Origin of the sequence: Treponema rectale, from assembly GCF_014202035.1 — a bacterium.
GTDB lineage: Bacteria > Spirochaetota > Spirochaetia > Treponematales > Treponemataceae > Treponema_D > Treponema_D rectale.
The window spans coordinates 85,666-107,226 of record NZ_JACHFR010000004.1; the positions used below are offsets into that span (position 1 = coordinate 85,666).

The 21,561-nt window shown below is 36.7% G+C and carries 17 protein-coding genes; 5 read left to right on the forward strand and 12 right to left on the reverse strand.

Translation table 11 applies throughout. The features are described from left to right. Positions 1–92 precede the first annotated feature (92 nt). Both HNP77_RS11220 and HNP77_RS11225 read left to right on the forward strand, forming a co-directional pair. Positions 93–1,760, forward strand: a complete 1,668-nt coding sequence (locus HNP77_RS11220) for a TDE2508 family outer membrane beta-barrel protein (RefSeq protein ID WP_184653406.1) — start codon at positions 93–95, stop codon at positions 1,758–1,760. A gap of 20 nt (positions 1,761–1,780) precedes the next feature. Beyond that, the gene (locus HNP77_RS11225; protein ID WP_184653408.1) at positions 1,781–3,298 is read left to right on the forward strand and encodes a hypothetical protein; all 1,518 of its coding nucleotides are present in this window, start codon (positions 1,781–1,783) and stop codon (positions 3,296–3,298) included. A 431-nt stretch (positions 3,299–3,729) separates the two neighbouring features. On the opposite strand, the gene HNP77_RS11230 is transcribed toward HNP77_RS11225, so the two are convergent. Continuing rightward, the gene (locus HNP77_RS11230) at positions 3,730–4,143 is read right to left on the reverse strand and encodes a hypothetical protein (RefSeq protein ID WP_184653410.1); all 414 of its coding nucleotides are present in this window, start codon (positions 4,141–4,143) and stop codon (positions 3,730–3,732) included. A 197-nt stretch (positions 4,144–4,340) separates the two neighbouring features. On the opposite strand from HNP77_RS11230, the gene HNP77_RS11235 reads away from it, so the two are divergent. Both HNP77_RS11235 and HNP77_RS11240 read left to right on the forward strand, forming a co-directional pair. Continuing rightward, positions 4,341–4,940: a TetR/AcrR family transcriptional regulator gene (locus tag HNP77_RS11235; protein WP_184653412.1), complete on the forward strand. Its 600-nt coding sequence runs from the start codon at positions 4,341–4,343 to the stop codon at positions 4,938–4,940. Then, a complete protein-coding gene (locus HNP77_RS11240; RefSeq protein WP_184653414.1) occupies positions 4,940–5,464 on the forward strand; it encodes a flavodoxin family protein in 525 nt (174 codons plus the stop codon). The genes HNP77_RS11235 and HNP77_RS11240 overlap by 1 nt, the downstream gene beginning before the upstream one ends. Positions 5,465–5,734: 270 nt before the next feature. Here the strand turns inward: HNP77_RS11240 and HNP77_RS11245 are convergent, their stop codons facing one another. The 11 genes from HNP77_RS11245 to HNP77_RS11290 all read right to left on the reverse strand — a co-directional run bounded on the left by HNP77_RS11245 (position 5,735) and on the right by HNP77_RS11290 (position 19,240). After that, entirely contained in the window at positions 5,735–6,454 is a 720-nt protein-coding gene (locus tag HNP77_RS11245; protein WP_184653416.1) for a hypothetical protein, read from the reverse strand. A gap of 282 nt (positions 6,455–6,736) precedes the next feature. Continuing rightward, complete coding sequence (locus tag HNP77_RS11250; protein WP_184653418.1) at positions 6,737–6,910, reverse strand: hypothetical protein; 174 nt, start codon at positions 6,908–6,910, stop codon at positions 6,737–6,739. A gap of 56 nt (positions 6,911–6,966) precedes the next feature. Then, on the reverse strand, positions 6,967–10,305 hold the full coding sequence (locus HNP77_RS11255) for a type I restriction endonuclease subunit R (protein ID WP_184653420.1): 3,339 nt from the start codon (positions 10,303–10,305) through the stop codon (positions 6,967–6,969). A 14-nt stretch (positions 10,306–10,319) separates the two neighbouring features. Further along, the gene (locus tag HNP77_RS11260; protein ID WP_184653422.1) at positions 10,320–12,155 is read right to left on the reverse strand and encodes a hypothetical protein; all 1,836 of its coding nucleotides are present in this window, start codon (positions 12,153–12,155) and stop codon (positions 10,320–10,322) included. Positions 12,156–12,171: 16 nt separating this feature from the next. Next, a complete protein-coding gene (locus tag HNP77_RS11265; RefSeq protein WP_184653424.1) occupies positions 12,172–13,308 on the reverse strand; it encodes a restriction endonuclease subunit S in 1,137 nt (378 codons plus the stop codon). Between the two features lie 12 nt (positions 13,309–13,320). Then, positions 13,321–13,452, reverse strand: coding sequence for a hypothetical protein (locus tag HNP77_RS12460; RefSeq protein WP_281393470.1), 132 nt, complete (start codon positions 13,450–13,452; stop codon positions 13,321–13,323). A gap of 10 nt (positions 13,453–13,462) precedes the next feature. Then, a complete protein-coding gene (locus HNP77_RS11270; protein ID WP_184653426.1) occupies positions 13,463–14,920 on the reverse strand; it encodes a Fic family protein in 1,458 nt (485 codons plus the stop codon). Continuing rightward, the gene (locus tag HNP77_RS11275; protein ID WP_184653428.1) at positions 14,910–16,541 is read right to left on the reverse strand and encodes an N-6 DNA methylase; all 1,632 of its coding nucleotides are present in this window, start codon (positions 16,539–16,541) and stop codon (positions 14,910–14,912) included. The genes HNP77_RS11270 and HNP77_RS11275 overlap by 11 nt, the downstream gene beginning before the upstream one ends. 66 nt (positions 16,542–16,607) lie before the next feature. Beyond that, on the reverse strand, positions 16,608–16,838 hold the full coding sequence (locus HNP77_RS11280) for a helix-turn-helix domain-containing protein (protein WP_184653597.1): 231 nt from the start codon (positions 16,836–16,838) through the stop codon (positions 16,608–16,610). Between the two features lie 406 nt (positions 16,839–17,244). Continuing rightward, the gene (locus tag HNP77_RS11285; RefSeq protein ID WP_184653430.1) at positions 17,245–17,685 is read right to left on the reverse strand and encodes a hypothetical protein; all 441 of its coding nucleotides are present in this window, start codon (positions 17,683–17,685) and stop codon (positions 17,245–17,247) included. Positions 17,686–17,866: 181 nt separating this feature from the next. Beyond that, on the reverse strand, positions 17,867–19,240 hold the full coding sequence (locus HNP77_RS11290; protein WP_184653432.1) for a TrpB-like pyridoxal phosphate-dependent enzyme: 1,374 nt from the start codon (positions 19,238–19,240) through the stop codon (positions 17,867–17,869). Positions 19,241–19,430: 190 nt separating this feature from the next. Here HNP77_RS11290 and HNP77_RS11295 point away from each other — a divergent pair, with 190 nt between their 5' ends. Further along, positions 19,431–21,509: a methyl-accepting chemotaxis protein gene (locus HNP77_RS11295; RefSeq protein WP_184653434.1), complete on the forward strand. Its 2,079-nt coding sequence runs from the start codon at positions 19,431–19,433 to the stop codon at positions 21,507–21,509. Positions 21,510–21,561 lie beyond the last annotated feature (52 nt).

Below are 21,561 nucleotides of genomic sequence, written 5' to 3' on the forward strand. Positions count from 1 at the left end.
TAGAAGGGGTAGCAAAAGACCGCGGAGCGGGCTGGAGCGAGGGGAAGGCTTTCCCCTCCTGAATATAAAAACAATAAAAATATGGAGATTGTATGAAAAAAACAAAAGTTCTGCTCCTTGCAGTTGCAGGAGTACTTATGGCCGGAGGAGCGTTTTCTGAAGCTCCTTCTTCCAACACAAAAACAGTTACAGGCGGTCTTATTGAAGACGGTCTTGTTGATTCATTCGATACCGGAGTTGAGGGAAAAGACACACTTTTCTTCGGAAGCTACGGCATGAGTGACGGAACAATTCGCGCAGGATATGGAAAAAGATTCAGCCCGAAATTGTGGATATCGCTTTATGACGGCTGGTACATGAATGCAGGAACACAAACAGAAGAAACATCAAAAAAAGACAGCATTTCTTTAGACGGTGTAAATACAGACTACACTGACAGTTCAGCTTCTGCACAGGTAAGCGGAAACTCAAGGGTAAAAAATAATCTTGCCTTCAGTACTTACCTGAACAACAAAATCGGAGGAACCTTTTACTGGAATATAGATTCTTCAAACCTTCAGGGATATGCTGCAACAGACCCTACAGGCATGATTCAGGATAAAAGCGGAACAACTACAACAAAAGATTCTTCCGAAAATCATGAAGACGGAACTACTAGTCTGACTGAATATTCAACCCTTGAAAATAAGAAATCCGAAAACACTTTCGGAATAAATTTCAACGGTATTCAGACAAAGTACCTTATGGGCGAACGGAAACTTTATTTTAAGCTTAATACATTTCAGTTCACAAAGAGTTCCCGCTTCATTGACCTTGCATGGAACACAAAAACCACTCTGAACTCAAGCACAATTGACTCAAGTGAACAGCCGTCGTACAAAGGAACATATGATTACAATACTTACACCCCTTACCTTGAAGTTGAAACAGGTTTCAGTTTCAAAAAAATCTGGGATTGTGTAACTCCTCAGTTCACCTTAACTGAAGGTTTTCAGATGTCCTTCCGCTCAAACGAAAATACTTACACCTATTCAAAAAATACGGCAAACACTGCCCTCCTGAATACAAGACAGACAACTTCATTCAAGATGGATCAGGGCGACTATTCAAACTGGAAAAATACCCTTACACCAAGACTTGACTTTGATTTTGACCTGGGAGAAAACATAACCTTAAAGACCCGCGCACAGGCAGGAATATCTCTTTCAAACACTTTTACCGGGGCAGATAAATACACAACTATCACAACTACACGTACAAAAGATCTTACAAACGGCGATACCACAGTAACTAAGAAAACAACTACTTCAGGAGCTGCTTCAGAAACAGAAATCTTCACAACAACAGTTTCTCCAGAATTTGACCTCGGACTTGTCTACAGGGTAATTCCAGGCAAATTCAACATTAATATAGGCGTTTCAGCTTCAAGCGGTTCACTGGAATGGAAAAAGACCGTAAAGACCAACAGCAATATCCCGGAAACTTCAGTAACGACCTTCACAAATACAGCAGGCGAAACTACTGTAACAGGCAGAAGTTATACGGCAAAAAACGGGGACGGTGCAGGTAAAGACGATGCAGAAGAAGAAAAACAGACAAACTCATTCAGCGCTGCAACTCCGGATGCAACTGCAAGATTCGGATTTACATGGTTCCTCGGCGAAAAGGCACAGCTTGATTCATACATGATTTATGGAACTTCAGCCGGAACTACAAATCCGACATGGGCAATGAACATTATGTTCGCAGTAAAAATATAAACTGAAAGGAGAAAACGCTTATGAAAAAATATATTTTAGCACTTGGAATCACCTCGCTTATTTTTGCAAGCTGCAGTGACGTATATACAGGCGGAGATTTATCTGCTTCTTCTTCAGGATTTACAGGAGCAGAAGCAGAGGCAGCTTCATCGCAGGGAACAACAGTATCCGGACACGAAACTGCAAATTATGCAACATTCTCTCTTAACGGTTCAGACGAATTTTATTCAGGTTCAGATCCTTTACATATTACATCTATTACACAGGCTTCAGATGATACTGAACTTACGCTCACAATAAAAAGTTATGCCCGCCTCGATGAACAGACAATTCCAGAGGCAGTAAAATTCCAGGAAGTTGCAGCAAACACGACAGCTTCCATATGCGCACCGGAAAGAAAAACTGCACTTTCATACACAATTCTCGACATTACAAGCACCACTGAAAGCGGTTCTTCTTCGGACAGAAACGTCACCACAACAGTTGATTTCAAGGTAAACACAGAAAACGTTGAAAAAAATACGATTGCTCTCTTCATTGATGGAACAGCACTTAAAGACATCAGCGGAAAAACTATCGTAAATGCCAACCTCAACGAAAACTGCGGTGAAGAATCTGACAGTCTTGTACGCTATATTGCAATATCAGAAACCAGCTCAGGCTCTTCTACAATCTCCGTTTCCTTCTTATTCGGGGAAGACTTTTCTCCTGAACTTCCTTACAAAAATGCACTTTCAGTAACAGTCAACACTGATGCAAACGGAAAAATATATTTTAGAAGTGATTCCGCAGAGTGGGCAGATTATACTTCAGGAAGCGCCTCAGCAAAGTATAAAACTGACCTTGCTTCTACACTCAACCAACTGTATTCATTACAGACAAAAGCTCCGGGTTCCGTAATTTGGGTAGACTCCCCTCTTTCTTTTGAATACGATGATACAAACAAATACTATGAAACAACAAAAATTACATCTGAACCTGGAACCAGACATCGTCTTATAAAACATGTTCCTTCAAAAGTTTCAGGCCTCAAAGATGATACTTATGCTTCAGTTCAGTACGGGCACAGCGCCTGCCAGAATTACACTGATTCCTATACTGAATACGAAACACCATTCACTTCAACATATTTTGCAAATGAGCCTGAGTATATTATAACAAAAACCACTTTCGCAGTCGGAAGCTATGATTATGCGACAATTAAAACAGCACAGGCTTCACTACTGACAGTAACTCAGAAAGGCGACGGAAAATATGAAGTTACAGCCGGTACACTGGGAGAGCAGCTGAAATTCAGTTATTACGAAGACTTTATTGCAACCGATAATGAATACAACCTGATTCCCTGCACAGTTACACTCAAAAACGAAACGACTGTCATCCTCGAAATTAATAATACCTTTTATAAGGGTAGCCTGAACCTTTGGGCAGGAAAAGGTATAATAGTAACCGGCAATTCAATTAATGATGAAAATCATTTTGGAATATGGGAAGATCCTGAATACGGAAAAGCATCAGGCTACATAAAAATACGGTAATATAAAACCGTAATTATCGCTTTAAAAATATTCTGTTTGCGGCAAGGTACTGTAATTAATTCAAACACAGTACAACCGCAAACAGACCTCACTGTGGCAGTTCAAAAGAAGCGGGAACCTACCGAAGCCTATACATCTGAGCCCGGCTTTTTCAAATCCGCAATTCCCACTGATTTTGACCAAATGATATTCACTGCTTGCGATATTTTTTACTGTCTTTCTCCGATGCACCGGATAGAATCCCCGTGCCAAGACAGATAATTACAACTTCAACAACAACAAAAACCATAAAATCAATAAAACCCATAACTACTTCCTTCTCTTTAATTCTGGTTTAATTATAAACCAGGGGGTGTAGCACGAAATGAAGCAGGGTCAGTTTTTTTTATAAAAATTCGATTTTTTCCGCTATATTGTAAAAGTCCAGACTATTACAGAAAGGCGTCTGCAGCTTCATCACTTTCAAAAAAGATTTCTCCATCGCCATAAGGAAGACCGCCATAAAGAAAACTGCCTGAGTCTGAAGATTCAGGAGTTTCGGAAATATGACTCTCTCCGGCAGACTTCAAGTCTCTTCTTGCATTCTCACAGACAGTGGAATTACAGAACTCATAAAAATCATCAAAATCATCAAACTCGTCAAAGTCATCCACAATTATTTTCCCTGGGACATAGCAGGAGGGATTATTATTTTTAGCAGGATGTTTTTTTACGCAGCGTCCTGTTGAAGAATGATTATTATTAAAAAGTTTATAGCAAACAAAAAACAGAACTAAAATCCCTGCAAGAATTAAAACTATGGGACAATAATAAACAATAAAAATGAGAAAAATAATAAAATACATAAAATCACCTCCAAACTCTATTATTATAACCCCTATGGTGTAGCAATTAATGAAGCAGGTTTTTTATGAAACTCAATAATTTTTCGTGAATTGTAATACATATCAATATTAACCATCACTATGCATTATGCAAAAAAAGTGTTGACTTCTTAATTTAACAGTGTTACATTTACATTGTTATATTAAGAGAAACAATAATGCGAAAACCAAATACTGAAATAAAAAAAATAATTAAAGAAAAGAGTCTTGAACTTCTTATGCAAAAGAATCCTGAGCAGATTGGAATGCGGGAAATTGCAGCTGCCTGCGGAATTACGGCCACAAATATCTATCATTATTACAAAGACAAGGACCGTCTCTTTCAAGAAATATCACTTGACTGTCTTTATAAATTAAATATCAGACTTACAGAAGCAACTCAGAAAGAAAAAACAATAAAAAAACAGATTCAAAGTGCAATTGAAGCCTATCGCGACTGGTGTTTTGAAACCCCGCGGCGGGCTCTTCTTGTAATGCAGGGAATAAAATCTGCTGATGATGCAAGCCCGGAAGTTATTGAAGAATATTATGTCTGTAACAGGACCGGAGAAAAACTTCTAAAAGAAGCAGTCAGACAGAGAATAGCTAAATCCACAAATCCACGCCTTGATGTAAGCATCCTTGTATCCGGACTTTGGGGCTGTATTGAATCTGTGTTATTGAAAAAAAGTGAGCCGGATTATTGGGAAAAAGGAAATACTTACACAGACCGTTTTATAAAATTATGGATTACTTCAATTTTTGGAGGAGATGAATAATGAATATCCTTGTATTAAATGGAAGCCCTAGAAAAAATGGAAACGTAGTTAAAGCTTTAAAAGCTGAAGTAGAAAAAATCCAAAACAAATATAAAAGCAGTCAGATTATCTGGAAAAATATTTCTGATTTGAATTTTGATTTTTGCAAAGGCTGCATGACTTGCCGTTCAAAAATGAACTGTATTTTACCGGCTGATGATGCACACAAACTTGCCAAAGAAATAAAAGCCTGTGATATACTTCTTACTGGTACCCCAGTGTACTGGGGAAATATAAACGGACAATTAAAAGCTCTTTTTGACCGCCTCGTATATGTTTTAATGAAAGAAAGTAAAAGAGGAATTCCTCTTCCGCTGCACAAAGGCAAAAAAGCTGTGATTGTTACAAGCTGTACAACCCCCTTCCCTTTCAACTATCTTTGCAGGCAATCAACCGGAGCTGTTCGTGCTGTAAAAGAAATTCTTAAATCTTCGGGATTTAAAATCATAAAAACAAAAAATATTTCTAACACAAAAACGCAATGACAAAGACGCTCAGCTTGATGCAGTTACCAATGCAACTCCAAAAGGCGGCATAATAAAACGCGCGTATTTCTGCACAAAGTAAACGTGGACTTAATGATAAAAGTTTCCTGCTGCAGTAGACCTGAACATGCTGCTGCAGAAGCCCTTAAAGCAAGCGGAAAATTCATTCCATGGCTCATTAATCAGACAGGACTTCATTGCAAAAAAAAGCTGTTAAACTTGCTATAACATCATTCTGCATGTCAATTACGATTTAAAGTTACTTACCCTTTATACTTCGTCTGCTTTCTTTAATTTTCCTTTGATATCATTATCAAAGCCAATTTGCCATAAAAGAATATCAATTACTTTCATGTGCGGATATATAATCCCATGTGTATTTATTTTTTCTCTTTCTTCATCCAAAACATTTTTATTTTCAATATAAAAGTTATATAATTCTTTTAAGCTTACAACAGGATTTGTAAAAAAAGGAGTTCCTATTCCATATTCTTTTAAAGAATACTTCACATAGCGATCATAAGCTGGAATACATCCAAAGACGCCCATTAGTATCTTGGTTATAAGTGTATCTGTAATTGCAGTTTTAGACTTTACTACTGTTTTTTTTACCTTAGTATATACATTACCCAACTGATATTGTAATTCACATATTTTAAGCAATGCTTCGTCAGTAATCAAAATCTCAGGAGTTGCTGCTCTTAGTATATTATATTTAGGTTTCTGCATTTCTATTACAGCATCTTTATGAACTTTATAATCTTTTTGTAATAAAAATGAAGAACCTCTATACATACCCCAACTTGCTAAATAGAAAGCAAGATTAAGTGAAAGTAGATCTATCGTATCTGAATCGTTCTTGCCCTGTTTATCTTCAAATATTTTGTAACAGTGTTCCCATGACTTATACCGCGCATTTTCATCATTCTGAATTGAACTATAGAATTTCTGAATAGAATTTCTAATTCTTTCTTCTGTTAATACTTTCATTACAGTTCTCCTATAAAGAATATTAATCCATAACTTCAATCAAAAGAATCACAGGCCTAAATTCATCATTAAAACTTATCATTGCTAATTTAAGCTTCTCATATTTCTGCTACATACCCTTTTAATCTACTTTAGGAATTACAGTAATTTATATTTTATGCACATTAAACCCCATTTACAAGTTCTGAAAGATAGTCTTTTGTGCGTGAATCCTTTACCAATGTACAATGCAATATCCTTAGTACGTGCTTCTGCATCATCTTCAACATATGTTCTACCCTGTCAAGTTTCGTAATAGGAATCAATAAACTGCTTGTCTTCTTCAATAGTAATGTCACCATCAATATTCCGCTTGGCAGTATCGTAAAGATATTTTAAAGGAGTAAGCCCGTCGATATGCTGCAAGCAGATAGCTTTCTGACAAAGTTTTCCGTTTTCTTTTTTGTTCTGGTTCACTCTGAAGGATATATGAGTCAAAGTCTATTTCGAAGGGATTTTGTTTTTTTATCCACCTACTCTTCCTCATAAGTTTTATAATTCTCTACCTGTTCCATTACCTGATTAAATACATCCTGAGAATAAATTGGAGGATATCCATTATCAAACAAACAGAATTTTATATCTGATTTTAGCTGGTTGCGGACATTTGTATTGTTCAGCCAATCGGTGAAACTGGATTTCAAATCAATCAGCTCTTTTATTTTCTTTGCAAGTTTTTGGATTTTCTTGTTTACCATAATGCCGACATCTGCATCAAAAACATCTTCGCCATATTCGAAATCTTTTTCATCACGCATTTTTATCAGAATGTCGTAGAAAGCCATTTCTTCAAATGTAAGTCCAAGTTTTCTAAAGCGTTCTTTATCTTCATTCAAATCTTTAAGAATTGTTTCTGCCTGAATTGTTGCGCTTGCAATAATCTGGTCTGCTGTAACATCCTGAGTATCTCCTGCTTCCTGTGCGGAAAGAGCTTTTCTCCTGTCGTGATACTGAGCAATTGTTTCATCCAGCATATCTTTATATTTTTTTGCAGAAGCTTTATTTACTTTTCCATATTCAGTAATTTTCTTGCGAAGAAGCTTCATCAAGACTTCAAGCCGGGTTGCAGGCATTTTAACATCAGCCAGTCGTTCCAGGAATTCTGGTCCAAGAATATCTACCTGGTCTCCTTCCTGAAGGATGTTTTCCACATTGCTGTATTTAAGAGCCTCTTCAACCATTTTTGCCACATACTTGTTCATTGAATCTGTATCCAAATCGGTCGTTCCGCTCATCTTGCGAACAAAGCCAGCAATGGCCATAAAGCTCTGAGCTAATGCAGACTCTTCTTCTGAAAGCTCTCCTGAAGGCTGGCAAATATCGTAAGAGGCTCTAAGTCTTTTTACTATTTTCAAGAAATATGTTTTGAAAGAAACTTTCTTTGCTGCTTTTGTTCCCTTGTTTTCAAGGTTCAATTCTTCTGTAGATTTATAAACATACTCTGCGGCTAAATTCAAAAGTTTGTATCTTTGAATGTCAGTTGTGTTTACATCAATAAAAGGATTCAAATCGAATTCTTTGAAAAGAGCTTTTATGATTTCAAGATTTTCGCGGAAGATTTCAGTTGCCTGTTCAATGTCATCAGTAGAAGGACCTTTTCCACCTTGCCCTCCACCATAGATTTTCATTGCTTCAAGCATATTTTCTCGAATACCGATGTAGTCAATAATAAGACCGTAATCTTTTCCCGGATATTTTCTGTTTACTCGGCTGATTGTCTGAATAAGTCCGTGCTTTTGAAGGGGCTTGTCGTTATACATGTAAGTCAAAGTATCAACGCTAAAACCTGTAATCCACATATCGACTACAATAACAAGACGAAGGTTTGATTCCGGCTGTTTAAATGCAACATCAAGTTTGTCACTTCGTTCATCGTTTTTTACGCCGCCAAGATAGTTGTACATTTCTTCTTTGTCATTTGAACCGACACTGGCGACCATTGCAATATATGGCATATCCTTAAGTTCAGAAAGTTTTTCGGCATCCACTTTCATTCCATCAGGATGCTTCTTTTCCTCAAACCATTCGGGATATTTTTCTTTGAACTGACACAAAAGGTCATAAGCAATTTTTCTGTTTGCGCAGACAATCATGGCTTTTTGAACACGTTCAGGATCTTTTTCGCAACGACTGGTAAAATCATCATGAATATCAATTGCAAGTTTTGAAAGTCTTCCCGGCTCGCCAAGAATTATTTCCATAGAACTCATGGCTTCTTTGCTTGCTTTTATATCTTCTGCTGTTGCTCCCTCATCCGCACACTTTTTGTAATAAGCTTCAATCTGAGCGACAGTTTTTGGATCTGCCAAAACTTTTGCAATGCGTGGATGGTATTTGATTGGAACTGTTAGCCCGTCTGCCACTGCCTGATCCATTGTGTAGCGATCAATTTCTTCTCCAAAAGTCTGATATGTCTCATCGATTGGAGTTCCTGTAAAACCGACAAAAGTCGCGTTTGGAAGAGCCTCTCTAAGAACCTTTGCATACGGTTTTGAGACAAGAGCTTTCATATTCTGGTCTGCATCTTTGGTGAACTTTATCTGTTTTGCGTTTTCCAGCTGAGTTCTATGGGCTTCATCACTAAAACAGATGATATTGTTTCTTTCGTTTATCAATCCAATCGGGTCATCTTTTCTGTCACAGAATTTTTGAATTGTCGTAATATAAAATCCACCGGACTCACGAATCTTTAATTCATTCCTAAGTTCTTTTCTGGTCTTTACAACTTTTACTTCTCCGAGACTCAAGAATTCTTTTGATTTTCCAAATAATTTTATTCCCTGCTTCTGGAGGTCTTCGCGGTCTACAATCATTAGGACGGTCGGAGAACCAAGTTCTTTTGTACAACGAAGGCTGAGCTGACGAGCCAAAAATGCCATTGTATAAGTCTTTCCACAGCCAGTGGCGCCAAAATAAGTTCCGCCTTTTCCACTGTGAGTAATTACCGATTTTTTTATGCTTTCCCTTAAAAGTCGTGTTGCAAAAAACTGAGGATAACGGCAGACAATTTCTACTTCGTTAGGATCAAAGATTTTATCTTGAAAGTAGACATAATCTCTAAATATTTCAAGGAATCGAGCAGGTGCATAAACGCCATATACAAGACATTCAAATTCATCTAAAGAAGAATCTGCAATTGGCTGGTCATCGTTAATTCGCCGCCATGTATAAAAATGCTCATAAGGAGTTTTTACAGTGCCAAGCCTTGTTTTAACTCCGTCACTGATACATGCCAAAGGACAGTAATGAAGAAGATGCGGAATATCTCTCCAGTAACGGACTGTAATCTGCTCAAAAGCATCGTGAATTGTTGCCTTGTCATCTGCTGGATTTTTTAATTCAATAATACAAAGAGGGAATCCATTAACATAAAGGAGAACATCAGGACGGCGATTTTTCTTTTCGTTGTTATTTATGTATTCTACAGTGAACTGATTTACAACCTTAAAAATATTTTTGTCCGCATCAGCAAAATTAATAAAGTTTATTGTTCTTGGCTTTCCATCACTGCCAGTAAATTGGAGTCCATCAATAAAATGATTATAAGCTTTGTGCAAAGTTTCAAATTCAGTCTGACCGCCAAGAAGACGCATTGTGTCGCAGATTTGAGTAATGTCTTCTTCTGGCAAATCAGGATTAGAGTCTTTCAAAAATGATTTCAAATCTTCAAGGATAAGAGTTTCATCCAGCTTTGAACGAGCGATGTCATCTCCAGCTTGATAGGTCCAACCAGCATCTTCAAGATACTGAATAAAGACATTTTCAAAATCATATTCACAGAATCTGCCGTCGAATTGTTTTAACTTTGACATAGTTGTATCTCCAATTAATGAATTTTGCTCAATGGAACTTCCGTTCCTTCCTCAAAGTCAAAAAGTTTAGCTACCATATGCTTTACAACTGGATTATTCAATTTATAAATTACTGGCTTTTCATTAAATTTTTTGTGATTTTCATCATATTCTATGTGATCGCTTTCACCATGAATCAAACACAGTATATAATAAGCATCTGGTATTATGAGATTTTTCTCCTCGGCAAATTCTATTTTATCTTTTGTACCTTTACAATGAACATTCATGAATAAGTTCTTGTCTTCATCATTAGAAAGTTGTTCATATACTTTTTTTTCTGTTCCAATACGAATCGCTAGACTCACGGCATAAGGGTCGTATTCATGAGAATCTGCCAAATATTTATTTAATTCTCCTGTTAAATATATAAATAAACTATCCCCTTCACACCAATTCTCTTTTAGATTAGATCGATGATAAGGGATTATATCTGCTTTAAAATTAGGTAAATCCAAATGATAGTGGAAACAATATTTAGATAATTTGTTATATAAATCTATATTTGCGTCTTTCTTTTTTGGACCTATGGATTGTCTAAAAGCAATAAAAGTTTTCATAAATTCGCTAGATTTTGCTTGAACGTCTTTTAAATAACAAACATTCAATATTTTTTGATTAAAAGCGTAAGCTCTAAAATATTTTGGATCCAGATGAGTTAATAAACAAAGTGTAATTTCAATATTTTTTTCGAATGCATAATTTAATAAATTAGTCAAATAGTATTGTACTGCAAGAACATTAGCGTCATCTAAATAATCAAATACTTCGTCAATAATAAGAAGATATTTTTTCCCGAATTGAAGTTTTGCTTTATATTCTAGTAAATGAACTGTAAAAGTTAATATATCGCGCTGACCATTAGAAATTAAATCTGCATTTGGGAATTCCACCCATAAACTACCATCATGTTCTGTACACTCAATATTTTTCCAAGTTGTATCTACGCTTTTTATATTTGCATTTAATTTTTCTTTGAATATTTGATATTCATAATACTTTTGAAAACTTGTTATATTTCTTTTTGGGTTTTTAGAAACAAAAGAAATAATTTGATATATATTTGTGAAAGCATCAAGTTCTGACAAACCAGAACAAAATACATTTTTTAATACAACATAATTTTCATTTCTATTTATTTCCGAAAAAATATCATTATCAATAGTATTTCTTATCTGTTCTTCTGTACCTTTTTTAAGATGAATATAATCAATAATTTGTGAAAAAATTGCTTGAACTTTCTTTCCAGATAGTTTTTTACAACTTTCAAAGATTTCATCACTAAACAAGTTCATAAAAGTAAAATTAGAAAAATTGGATTCTAGATTTTTAAGGAGTTTATTATTTTGTCCAAAAGAGTTTTTTTCTGCAGAAACTTTATACTCAAGTTTCTTATAGGTAGGAATCTTTGTAATTTCTATTGACTTTACACCAATATACCCTTTAGTTGTAGAAAATTTTCCCATATTTTTTGTTATTGCTACAGGATATGTGTCACAGTGTATAACATGAGCAATTAATATATCTTTCAAATCATTTTTTATCTTATTTGCAGTATATTTATTATTATCAATTGTTAAAACAAGTTCACTGTCTAAAGTTTCATCTTGTTTATATTTATTTTCTTTAGGCACATCAAGTTTTTCTCTTTTTAGAGATTCAAATGCAGCGGTTAATGAACTTTTTCCCCATCCATTTGGAGCTAAAAGCAAATTTACCTTTCCAGATTTTATACTGTTATCCAGTTTTATATTTTGGATTGGCTCGCCAAAGCCTTTTATATTTTTGATACTTATTTCTGTTATTTCCATTTTCTTTTCTCCTTCTCTACCTGCTATGCGCCGCTTTCTGTACCAAAGCCGGGCAGAGGTTGCTTATTTTTTCTCTTGCTTCATTTGCTATGCGTTTGCATTCTTCGTAGCAGTTGTAGAGGTCTACGATTTTTTGCTGGATTTGGATTAGCGGTATAGGAATCTGAATATCGTGAAATCTATCAAAATCAAGATTTGAACGCACGCTTGAATCACTTAGAAACCAACCTAGGCGATCCATTTCAGAACGTTTGAAATTCATCATTAAATATTCAGGCAGTATGTTTTTATCTACTACAGAATATGTTGTATAGGCCGGTGATACCAACCCATCTACCGTTTCATTATAGAGCCCGAAACGAATACATACATCACGACCAGTCTGCATACCTGAAAATACAAATTTTCCTTTTGAAATAACTTTGTATTTTGATTTATCAAGTCCTTCTGTGGTTGCCACAGAAGGCATAAAACTTTTATCACGGTTAATACCTAAAAATTCTAAATTTCGATTTTCGGAATTGATTTTTTCGTCTATTGCAATCAAATCACCCAAACGCTTTTTCGCATACTTCTTCTTGCAATCAACAATGAATGCTTCACAGCTTTTTGAAAGTGGCTCCAGAAGTTTTTCGTTTTCTTCGGCAAGTTCTTTTAAGCCATTGTAAACTGCAACGAGTTCTCTTTGTGTTTCGATTGATGGAAGCGGGATTTTTACACGACACATTTCTGACCAATCAAAAGTTTCTCGTGCGCTTCCCCATGAATTAAATCTTGAATAGCGGTCAAATTCAGTTCGGCTTAAAAGAAGATATAGATATTCTGGTAAAAGAATGTTTTCATCTTTTGAACGAAAAACAATATAAGATGATGAAAGAATAAAGGTTGATTTCGTATCATTCATAGCAAGTGAAATCTTATTGCCATTTCTAGAAGTAACGGTTACGTAGCAGAAATCATTGGGTTTCATAATTTTATATGGACTTAAAGAAACTCCATTCATATCTGCTTTTGTAAAAATCAATTTTTTTTCAATGCTTATTCCGCGTACATCATCAATACCATATATTGAGTTACTGTTTCGTTCATCACATTCAATAATATAATCCCCAAGTCTAACCCAAGGTGCGTTTTCAATCTTACTTGCAGCCATAATCTTATTCCGTCATTTATCCGTCAGTAGAGTTCGCTCTTCAACATTTTCCAGCACTTTCATCTGCTGGATGGCTATTCTAGTTTCTTTTCTAAAGTGGTCGAATTCGACTACTTTGAAGTCGGGACTATAATTTTTTTCCATAAATTTCTTCCTATAACTTCACCTTGTACTTCTGTGTAGGGCTTTTTGGAGAATCAGGCTGTGTCATTTCTATCAGTCCTAAAGCCATAGCAGGTTTTATATAATCATTCATCAAAGTTGGCCTGTGCTTTAAGCCTAGTTCTTGAAGGATTTCTTTAGTGGAAAGCGGACAAGGCTTTAAACACTCAACAAGTTTTTTTACTTGTTCGGTTACTTGTTCGGTTACTTGTTCGGTTACTTGTTCGGTTTTTAACGTCAGAGTTTTTTGTGCGTCCCAGGAAAATTCATCATTCAGGGGAACGGTAATCCTAAAAACATCGCCTTCTGAAAATTCTGGATTCGCACCCGAATATTTATATGAATATTTGAACAGCTTTCTTACGCCAGAACCAAGCTTGTCCGAATAACCGATATTCCTAAAGAATGATGCTATAACCGGATTTTTTGCGTAAGGCTCAAGATTTTCTGGAGTGATTATTCCGTCTTTTATTGCGCGGTTTGCATTTTCCACATACATTCTGTCTTTTTCGATAATGAATTTTGCCTGATAGCCGCTTGAAAATTCTCTGTGCATCAAAGTATTCACAATCATTTCGCGGGCAAGGATGTTTCTGAGAGAAAGCCTTATTTTTCCGTCTTCAAGATAAAACTTGTCCAAAAGATGTTTTGTCGCAAATTCAAAAAGCCTGTCGTAGCTTTCAATTAAATTCGTCTCCACAATCAACCTGTCGTCATAACGGTCAACATTCACTTTTCTAAGCAAGGCATCTGTTGAATAAGTTGGAGCGACATCACGAATCACTTCATCTTTTCCAAGAAGCATAACTGCGGCAAGATTAAACCCCTTCTCTCCAGTAACCCGGTCCTCTGTGTAAAGTCCCGCACTTTTCAAAAGTTCCTCATCATTTAATTTTTCCCAGGGATGACTTCCTGCGAAATTATTTTTTGCCATGGTTCTAACAAGCGGAAGTAAATCCAGTCTCAAATCTTCAAAATGAACATAAGGATAAACTTTGCGTTCCGTAAAGATTTCCTGCTTGCGGATGTACATTTGCGCAATATCTGAGGTAGAAGAAACTTTTACATCTGAATCATTAACGCGATTATATATCACCTTTTTAAAACTAATCACATCGCCCGAAACAGGCACATGAATGTGAATAAGAGTTTTTCCTTCATAAGTGATAATTTCTGGATCAAGCGTAAGTGTTGGAGAAAAAAGATTTGGATTTGCCAAAACCGTGATGAAATTCTTAATCATCGAAGGAGCAGATTTTTCCGGCACACCATTTACGGTTCCGTCATCAAGGATTCCAAGATAAATATCTCCGCCAAATCTATTTGAGAACGAACAAACAGTTTCGTAAACATCGTGTTCAATATTTCCGCCACAACGCTTGAATTCAACAGAAACCGTTTCTCCAATTTGTCTTATTTTATCAAGTTTCTCTGCTCTGCTAAATTCCATACCCCAGTCCTTCAAATGCTTCTTTGATTTTTGCAGTATTGGATTCGTGAGCTTTAAGAAGTTCACCTACAACTTTGCTCGTTTCTTTAAGAGTTGCGTCGTAATCGATGTTTGTATCCCTGTCCACAAACTCAATGTAACGGCTAGGAACAAGAGAGAAATTATTGGCTTTGATTGTTTCAAAATCCACGCTTCTGTAAAGTTCCGGCTCTGCGTAGTTCTTTCCGTCAGTTCCTTCTTCCTGCCATTTGCGGTAAATCTCTGTTGCTTTTGAAATCTGTTCCGAAGTAAGAGCATATTTCTTTTTCTGCATATTCTTTACGGCATTGTTCCATTCATCTCCAGTCCAACTTCTTAAATCCATAAATAGAATTTCATTGGAACGATCACGAAGGTTTCTGTCTTTTGATTTTCCGCCTTTTTTGTTGTTGTTTAGAATCCACAAAGTTACGCTGATGTCTGTGGTAATGAACAATTCTCTTGGAAGAACAATAATTGCTTCAACTTTGTCATTTTCTATCAACTTTTGTCTGATTACAGGAGCAGTTCCGTCTGCATCGCCCAAAGCACCGTTTGCAAGAAGAAAACCTGCTATGCCCTTGTTCGGCTTCAAGTGACTGAGGATGTGCAAAATCCAGGCATAGTTTGCGTTGCTTTCTGGAGGCAGTGCATAATCAACCCAACGGCTGTCGTTTGTTTTCATCGTGTCTGAATCGAACCAGCCTTTAAGATTAAACGGTGGATTTGCCATAATGTAGTCAAAAGGAATTCCTTTGTGCAAATCAAGCCGGAACGTATTTTCTGCTTCTGTTCCAAGATTATGGCTGATTCCCCTAAGAGCCAGATTCATTTTTGCAAGACGATATGTAGCAGGTTCTTTTTCCTGACCATAAACATTAATTCTTGAGATGTCACCTTTTTTTGCTTCAATTAAAGCGGCACTCTGGACGAACATTCCGCCGGAACCACAGCAAGGATCATACAAAGTTCCGTCAAAGGGCTGTATAAAACTTGCAATCAATTCAACTACATCATGCGGGGTATAGAATTCGCCGTCTTCCTTTGTAGCATTAACTGCAAATTCTTTAAGGAAGTATTCGTAAACATAACCGATTAAATCTCTTTGTGTTCCAAACTGCTTGTGAGTGATTTTTGTTACCTCATCAACAATCTGCTTAATATCGTTTGGAGCAAGATTTCTTGTAGTAAAAGTACCTTCAACAAAACAGCCTTTAAGCTGCTCACTCGTGTTAGAAAGACTGCGAAGAGCTGTATCAAGAGCAACATTCAAACCACTTGCAGATGTATTGATGATTGTGCTCCAGCGAGATTCTTCAGGCAGGTAAAATGTTCCGTCTGTAAATGTCGGGTCATCGATGAATGCGGCCTTAACATTCGGGTCGTTTATATCCATTCCGCGTTCAACGAGCTGGGCTTTAAGCTTTTCTATTCCATCATCAAATTTTTCTCCAATGAATCGAAGAAAAACAAGAGTGAGCATCATGTCACGTTTTTCGAAAAATGAACCTGAGTTTTTTGCGTTACGAAGAATGTCTCTGCACTTAAAAAGAATGTCGTCTATGTTAAGCGGTTTGTCTGATTTTGTTTTTGCTTTTGCCATTTATCAAAGCTCCATATACTTTTATTCTATCATCAAAAGGTGTCAAATAATGACACTACATTAATTTTACTCTGGACTTTTATCATCGTGAACAGGTTCATTTATCACGCAAACGTCACCGATATCACAATCAAGGGCTTTGCATATCTTTTGCATGCTATCCATAGAAATAAATTCGCCCTTTCCTAACTTTGCAAGAATGTTTGTTGAAATACCTGCCATCGTGATAAGTTCAGTTTTATTTTTTATTCCCTTATCTATCAGCAGTTTCCAAAGTTTTCTGTAATCTACATCCATAATCATCCTTTTGTATTGATTATACTGTATAAAACTCAAGATTTGATATCAAAAATCACGAAAATTCAAAAATTATTTGATATATAAGATTAGAACAAATCATTAATTACTTCACTTTCCTTAATATCCAATAATGCTGATAAAAAAAGACCAGCATCTTTACTAATTATTTCACTGATAACAAGTTATCACTTCAATTTAACCTATAAAAAATAAACGTAAATATTTTTATTCTGTCCGATTCAATATACACGCTCAGTAGTTTGCTCTTCTTTTGTAGGATTCCAATAACGACTAAATAATCTGCTTATGTTATTGTAAGACCTACCATAAGCTTGTAACCAAAACTGATTATGAATTAAAGCTTACACCCCTCCAAGAATTACCTGCCATTTTACACTTCCCCTCAAGACTCCCCGGCAATTTCAACAGCAATATTATAATCACTGATAGACTTAGCTGTAGAAAAATCAACTTCCACAGTTTTTTCCTCATACACCCGCTGTGAATTTTCACCAGTCGATAAATGAATACTGACTTTATCCTTGTCAGAAAAAAAAGAAACTGTATAAGTACCGTCTGAAGTTGTAACAGGAGTTTCATAACTTACTTTTGTAACATCTTCTGTTTCTACCCGGACTTTTACTCCGCTTACTTCTTCTCCGGAATCATATTTTTCATTTTTATTTGAATCTACATAAACTATTCCATAAAGAGCTTTATAATCATCAGAGGGCGTTCCATAAGCAGGTACATCATCTTTTGAACTGCAGGCTGAAAAAATCACTGCAAGAAATAAACAAATAAAAATTACATAACTCTTCTGAAAAAAATTTTTACAACTCATATTAAAATGATAAATACAAAAAATAATTCCGGCAATACGTCGAGTCAAGGCACGCTAACGCTTAAAGCCTTGACTTCGCCGTTTTGAGGGTTTGTACTACCCCCACAATAAAAAAGCACGAATAAATGAATACCCGTGCCTTTTTTAAATCTAAAATTAATTAAACAGAAACATCAGATGACTACTCTACTTTTGGAATTCCTGCAAAACCTCTGGCAAGATCTTCATCAGTAGGAATATAGTCTTTCATAGTTCCATCATTAAATGCTTTGTAAGCATACATATCAAAATAGCCTGTTCCTGTAAGCCCAAAGAGGATTGTCTTTTCTTCTCCGGTTTCCTTACATTTAAGGGCTTCATCAATTGCAACTTTAATTGCATGACTGCTTTCAGGAGCCGGAAGAATTCCTTCAACACGGGCAAAATCCTGAGCTGCCTTAAATACAGAAGTCTGTTCAACGCTACGGGCTTCTATTAAACCGTCATCATAAAGCTGAGAAAGAATTGAACTCATGCCATGATAACGCAAACCGCCGGCATGATTTGCAGACGGAATAAACTCTGAACCAAGAGTATACATTTTTGCAAGCGGACAAACATGACCTGTATCACAGAAGTCATATACATACTTACCGCGGGTAAGACTCGGACATGAAGCAGGTTCAACAGCTATAAACTGATAGTCAGCTTCTCCACGAAGTTTTCTTCCCATGAATGGAGAAATAAGACCTCCAAGATTAGAACCGCCGCCGGCACATCCGATAATTACATCCGGCTTGATTCCGTATTTGTCCATTGCAGTCATTGTCTCAAGACCAATTACAGTCTGATGAATAAGAACCTGAGACAAAACGCTTCCCAGAACATAACGATAGCCTTCCTGTTTTGAAGCAGCTTCTACAGCTTCAGAAATTGCACAACCAAGGCTTCCTGAAGTTCCAGGGAATTCTGCAAGAATCTTACGTCCTACTTCAGTTGTATCAGAAGGAGAAGGAGTAATGTTTGCTCCGTAAGTTCTCATAACTTCACGTCTAAAAGGCTTCTGCTCATATGAACACTTTACCATGTAAACCTGACAGTCAAGACCAAAATATGAACATGCCATGGAAAGTGCCGTTCCCCACTGACCTGCTCCAGTCTCAGTAGTTACACCTTTAAGTCCCTGCTGCTTTGCATAATATGCCTGGGCAATTGCAGAATTAAGTTTATGACTTCCACTTGTATTGTTGCCTTCAAACTTATAATAAATCTTTGCAGGAGTACCAAGCTTTTTTTCAAGACAGTATGCACGTACTAAAGGTGCAGGCCTGTACATTCTATAAAATTCACGAATAGGTTCCGGAATAGGAATATATGCATCTGTAACATTTAATTCCTGCTTAATAAGTTCATCACAGAAAACCGGCTGCAAATCCTCAAACTTAAGAGGTTTGTGCGTTGCAGGACTAAGAAGAGGTGCCGGCTTGTTTTTCATATCAGCCCTTACGTTATACCAGGAATCAGGAAGCTCATTTTCAGAAAGATAAATCTTGTAAGGAATCTTTTCGTTGCTCAATTTTTACTCCAAACTGTTGTTTTTTTATATAGAAACATCATACAACTAAAACATTTTTCCTTCAACTACAGCAAAAAGCCCTGTAATGAGAAAAAAAAATCAGATATTGAATAAAATTTCTTGTTAATTCAAATTTTCACAGTTAGAATTAAATAAATGTAAATCGATTTAATTAAGGAGACTCCCTTTTATGCGAATCCGCTACCAGCTTATTCTGAGCCATACGGTTCTGACATTGCTGTTAATAGTTTTTCTCGCAGTCACAGCTTCACTTACACAGCAAAAAATAATTCACAAAGAAATTACAGCAATTTCTAAACTTCAAGTTGAAAACGTAAACCACCAGATTGACAATTTTCTTTCTAAAGCACAGCACACCATTGAAGTCGTTTCTTCCTATGTAGAAAACCTTGAACAGTACGAAAGAGATTCTATTGAAGACTTTCTTGTTGCACAGACAGCCGGCGATGCTGACTGCTCCATGCTTTATGTTTCCAGTGCAGTACCGACCTGTAGGGGCGGCTTTACCTTTACAAACATTCACTGGACAGCTCCATCTGATTTTGACGAGACAACCAGAAGCTGGTATATAAATGCCCGCAATTCAATAGGAACAATTGTCTTTTCCAATCCTTATGTTGATGAACAGTCAAAAGGCATTGTCGTAACCCTTTCAAAAGCTTTTAAAAACAAAAGGGGTGAATTTGCCGGAGTAATAGGAATAGACCTTCTTCTGGATAAAGTCGTTGCCATGGTCAACGAAGTCAAGCTTACGGAAAACTGCAAGGCTTACATGATTGACTCAGACGGAAAATACGTTACTAATCCTGACCCGTATAAAGTTGCTAACGACAACTTCTACAGTGACACAGGATTTTCCGGCCTTAATTCTCAAATACCGGACAATGAACCATACCTGAACCTTAATAACGGCGAACAGTATTTTGCCGCAAGAAAAATGTCCAGTCTCTGCGGATGGAAGCTTGTAGCATTCGGTCCCATTTCTGAACTTTACTCTGAACTTACAGACAGCCTCAAAGTCATAATCATAATTTCTGCAATAGCCCTTTTTGTAGCAATAATCAGTTCTCTTTTCCTCTCTGTGGGAATTACTCACCCCCTCAAGCACATTGCTATTGCCCTTACAAAGATTTCCGGCGGACATGCAGATTTAACAAACAGGCTCCACTTCCATCTTAAAAATGAAATCGGAGAAATTTCAAACGGATTCAATTCCTTTACGGAACAGCTGCAGAAAATCATAGGAGACCTTATAAAATCCCAGAACGTTCTCTCTTCTGCAGGTACAAATCTTGACAGCAGTACGCAGGATACCTCTGAAGCAATACAGACAATCCTGAAAAACATCTCAGATGTAAACAGCCAGATTCAGAATCAGGGAAATGATGTTGAAGAAACAGCAGAAGCAGTCAATCAGATTGCAGCCAGCATTCAGTCACTCGAAAAAATGATTGCAGGTCAGGCAGAAGGAGTTTCTCAGGCAAGTTCAGCCGTAGAAGAAATGATTTCCAATATTGCCTCCGTCAACAGCAGCATAGAAAAAATGGCAGAATCCTTTAACACCCTGGAAGAAGACGCTCAAAACGGCAACAAAAAACAGGAAGCCGTAAACGAACGCATTACACAGATAGAAACCCAGTCCCAGCTTTTACAGGAAGCAAATGCCGCAATTTCCAGCATAGCAGAACAGACAAACCTTCTTGCAATGAACGCAGCCATTGAAGCCGCCCATGCAGGAGAAGCCGGAAAAGGATTCAGTGTAGTTGCAGACGAAATCCGCAAGTTAAGCGAAACTTCAGGCAGCCAGTCCCGCACAATCGGAGAACAGCTCCTTAAAATTCAAGAATCAATCGAAGAAGTTGTTGCAGCCTCACTGGAATCAAGCGAATCCTTTACATCTGTTTCAACAAAAATCAAAGAAACAGACCAGCTGGTACGTCAGATAAAATCAGCCATGGAAGAACAGAATGAAGGTTCCAAACAGATTATTACAGCCCTTCACGCAATGAATGATACAACTACAGAAGTAAAGAATTCATCCGTAAAGATGAGCGAAGGCAACAAACAGATTCTGGATGAGGTCAAGAAACTTCAGGCCTCCTCTGAACGTATAAACAATACTATTTCAGAAATGGATTCCAATGCCCACAAAATTAACGAAACCCGGACTTCCCTTACACAGATTTCCGGACAGATTAAGGGAACCATCAACGAAATTGGAGACCAGATTAATCAGTTCACCATATAGAAAAGAATTTTAAAATAAAAAACCCGTATCTTGTATCAGAAGCAAAAAATCA

What these genes read in the sequence shown, in the direction of transcription:
- HNP77_RS11220 (WP_184653406.1), top strand. Translation starts at nt 93, where the DNA reads ATGAAAAAAACAAAAGTTCTGCTCCTTGCAGTTGCAGGAGTACTTATG.
- HNP77_RS11225 (WP_184653408.1), top strand. Translation starts at nt 1,781, where the DNA reads ATGAAAAAATATATTTTAGCACTTGGAATCACCTCGCTTATTTTTGCA.
- HNP77_RS11230 (WP_184653410.1), bottom strand. Translation starts at nt 4,143, where the DNA reads ATGTATTTTATTATTTTTCTCATTTTTATTGTTTATTATTGTCCCATA.
- HNP77_RS11235 (WP_184653412.1), top strand. Translation starts at nt 4,341, where the DNA reads ATGCGAAAACCAAATACTGAAATAAAAAAAATAATTAAAGAAAAGAGT.
- HNP77_RS11240 (WP_184653414.1), top strand. Translation starts at nt 4,940, where the DNA reads ATGAATATCCTTGTATTAAATGGAAGCCCTAGAAAAAATGGAAACGTA.
- HNP77_RS11245 (WP_184653416.1), bottom strand. Translation starts at nt 6,454, where the DNA reads ATGAAAGTATTAACAGAAGAAAGAATTAGAAATTCTATTCAGAAATTC.
- HNP77_RS11255 (WP_184653420.1), bottom strand. Translation starts at nt 10,305, where the DNA reads ATGTCAAAGTTAAAACAATTCGACGGCAGATTCTGTGAATATGATTTT.
- HNP77_RS11260 (WP_184653422.1), bottom strand. Translation starts at nt 12,155, where the DNA reads ATGGAAATAACAGAAATAAGTATCAAAAATATAAAAGGCTTTGGCGAG.
- HNP77_RS11265 (WP_184653424.1), bottom strand. Translation starts at nt 13,308, where the DNA reads ATGGCTGCAAGTAAGATTGAAAACGCACCTTGGGTTAGACTTGGGGAT.
- HNP77_RS12460 (WP_281393470.1), bottom strand. Translation starts at nt 13,452, where the DNA reads ATGGAAAAAAATTATAGTCCCGACTTCAAAGTAGTCGAATTCGACCAC.
- HNP77_RS11270 (WP_184653426.1), bottom strand. Translation starts at nt 14,920, where the DNA reads ATGGAATTTAGCAGAGCAGAGAAACTTGATAAAATAAGACAAATTGGA.
- HNP77_RS11275 (WP_184653428.1), bottom strand. Translation starts at nt 16,541, where the DNA reads ATGGCAAAAGCAAAAACAAAATCAGACAAACCGCTTAACATAGACGAC.
- HNP77_RS11280 (WP_184653597.1), bottom strand. Translation starts at nt 16,838, where the DNA reads ATGGATGTAGATTACAGAAAACTTTGGAAACTGCTGATAGATAAGGGA.
- HNP77_RS11285 (WP_184653430.1), bottom strand. Translation starts at nt 17,685, where the DNA reads ATGAGTTGTAAAAATTTTTTTCAGAAGAGTTATGTAATTTTTATTTGT.
- HNP77_RS11295 (WP_184653434.1), top strand. Translation starts at nt 19,431, where the DNA reads ATGCGAATCCGCTACCAGCTTATTCTGAGCCATACGGTTCTGACATTG.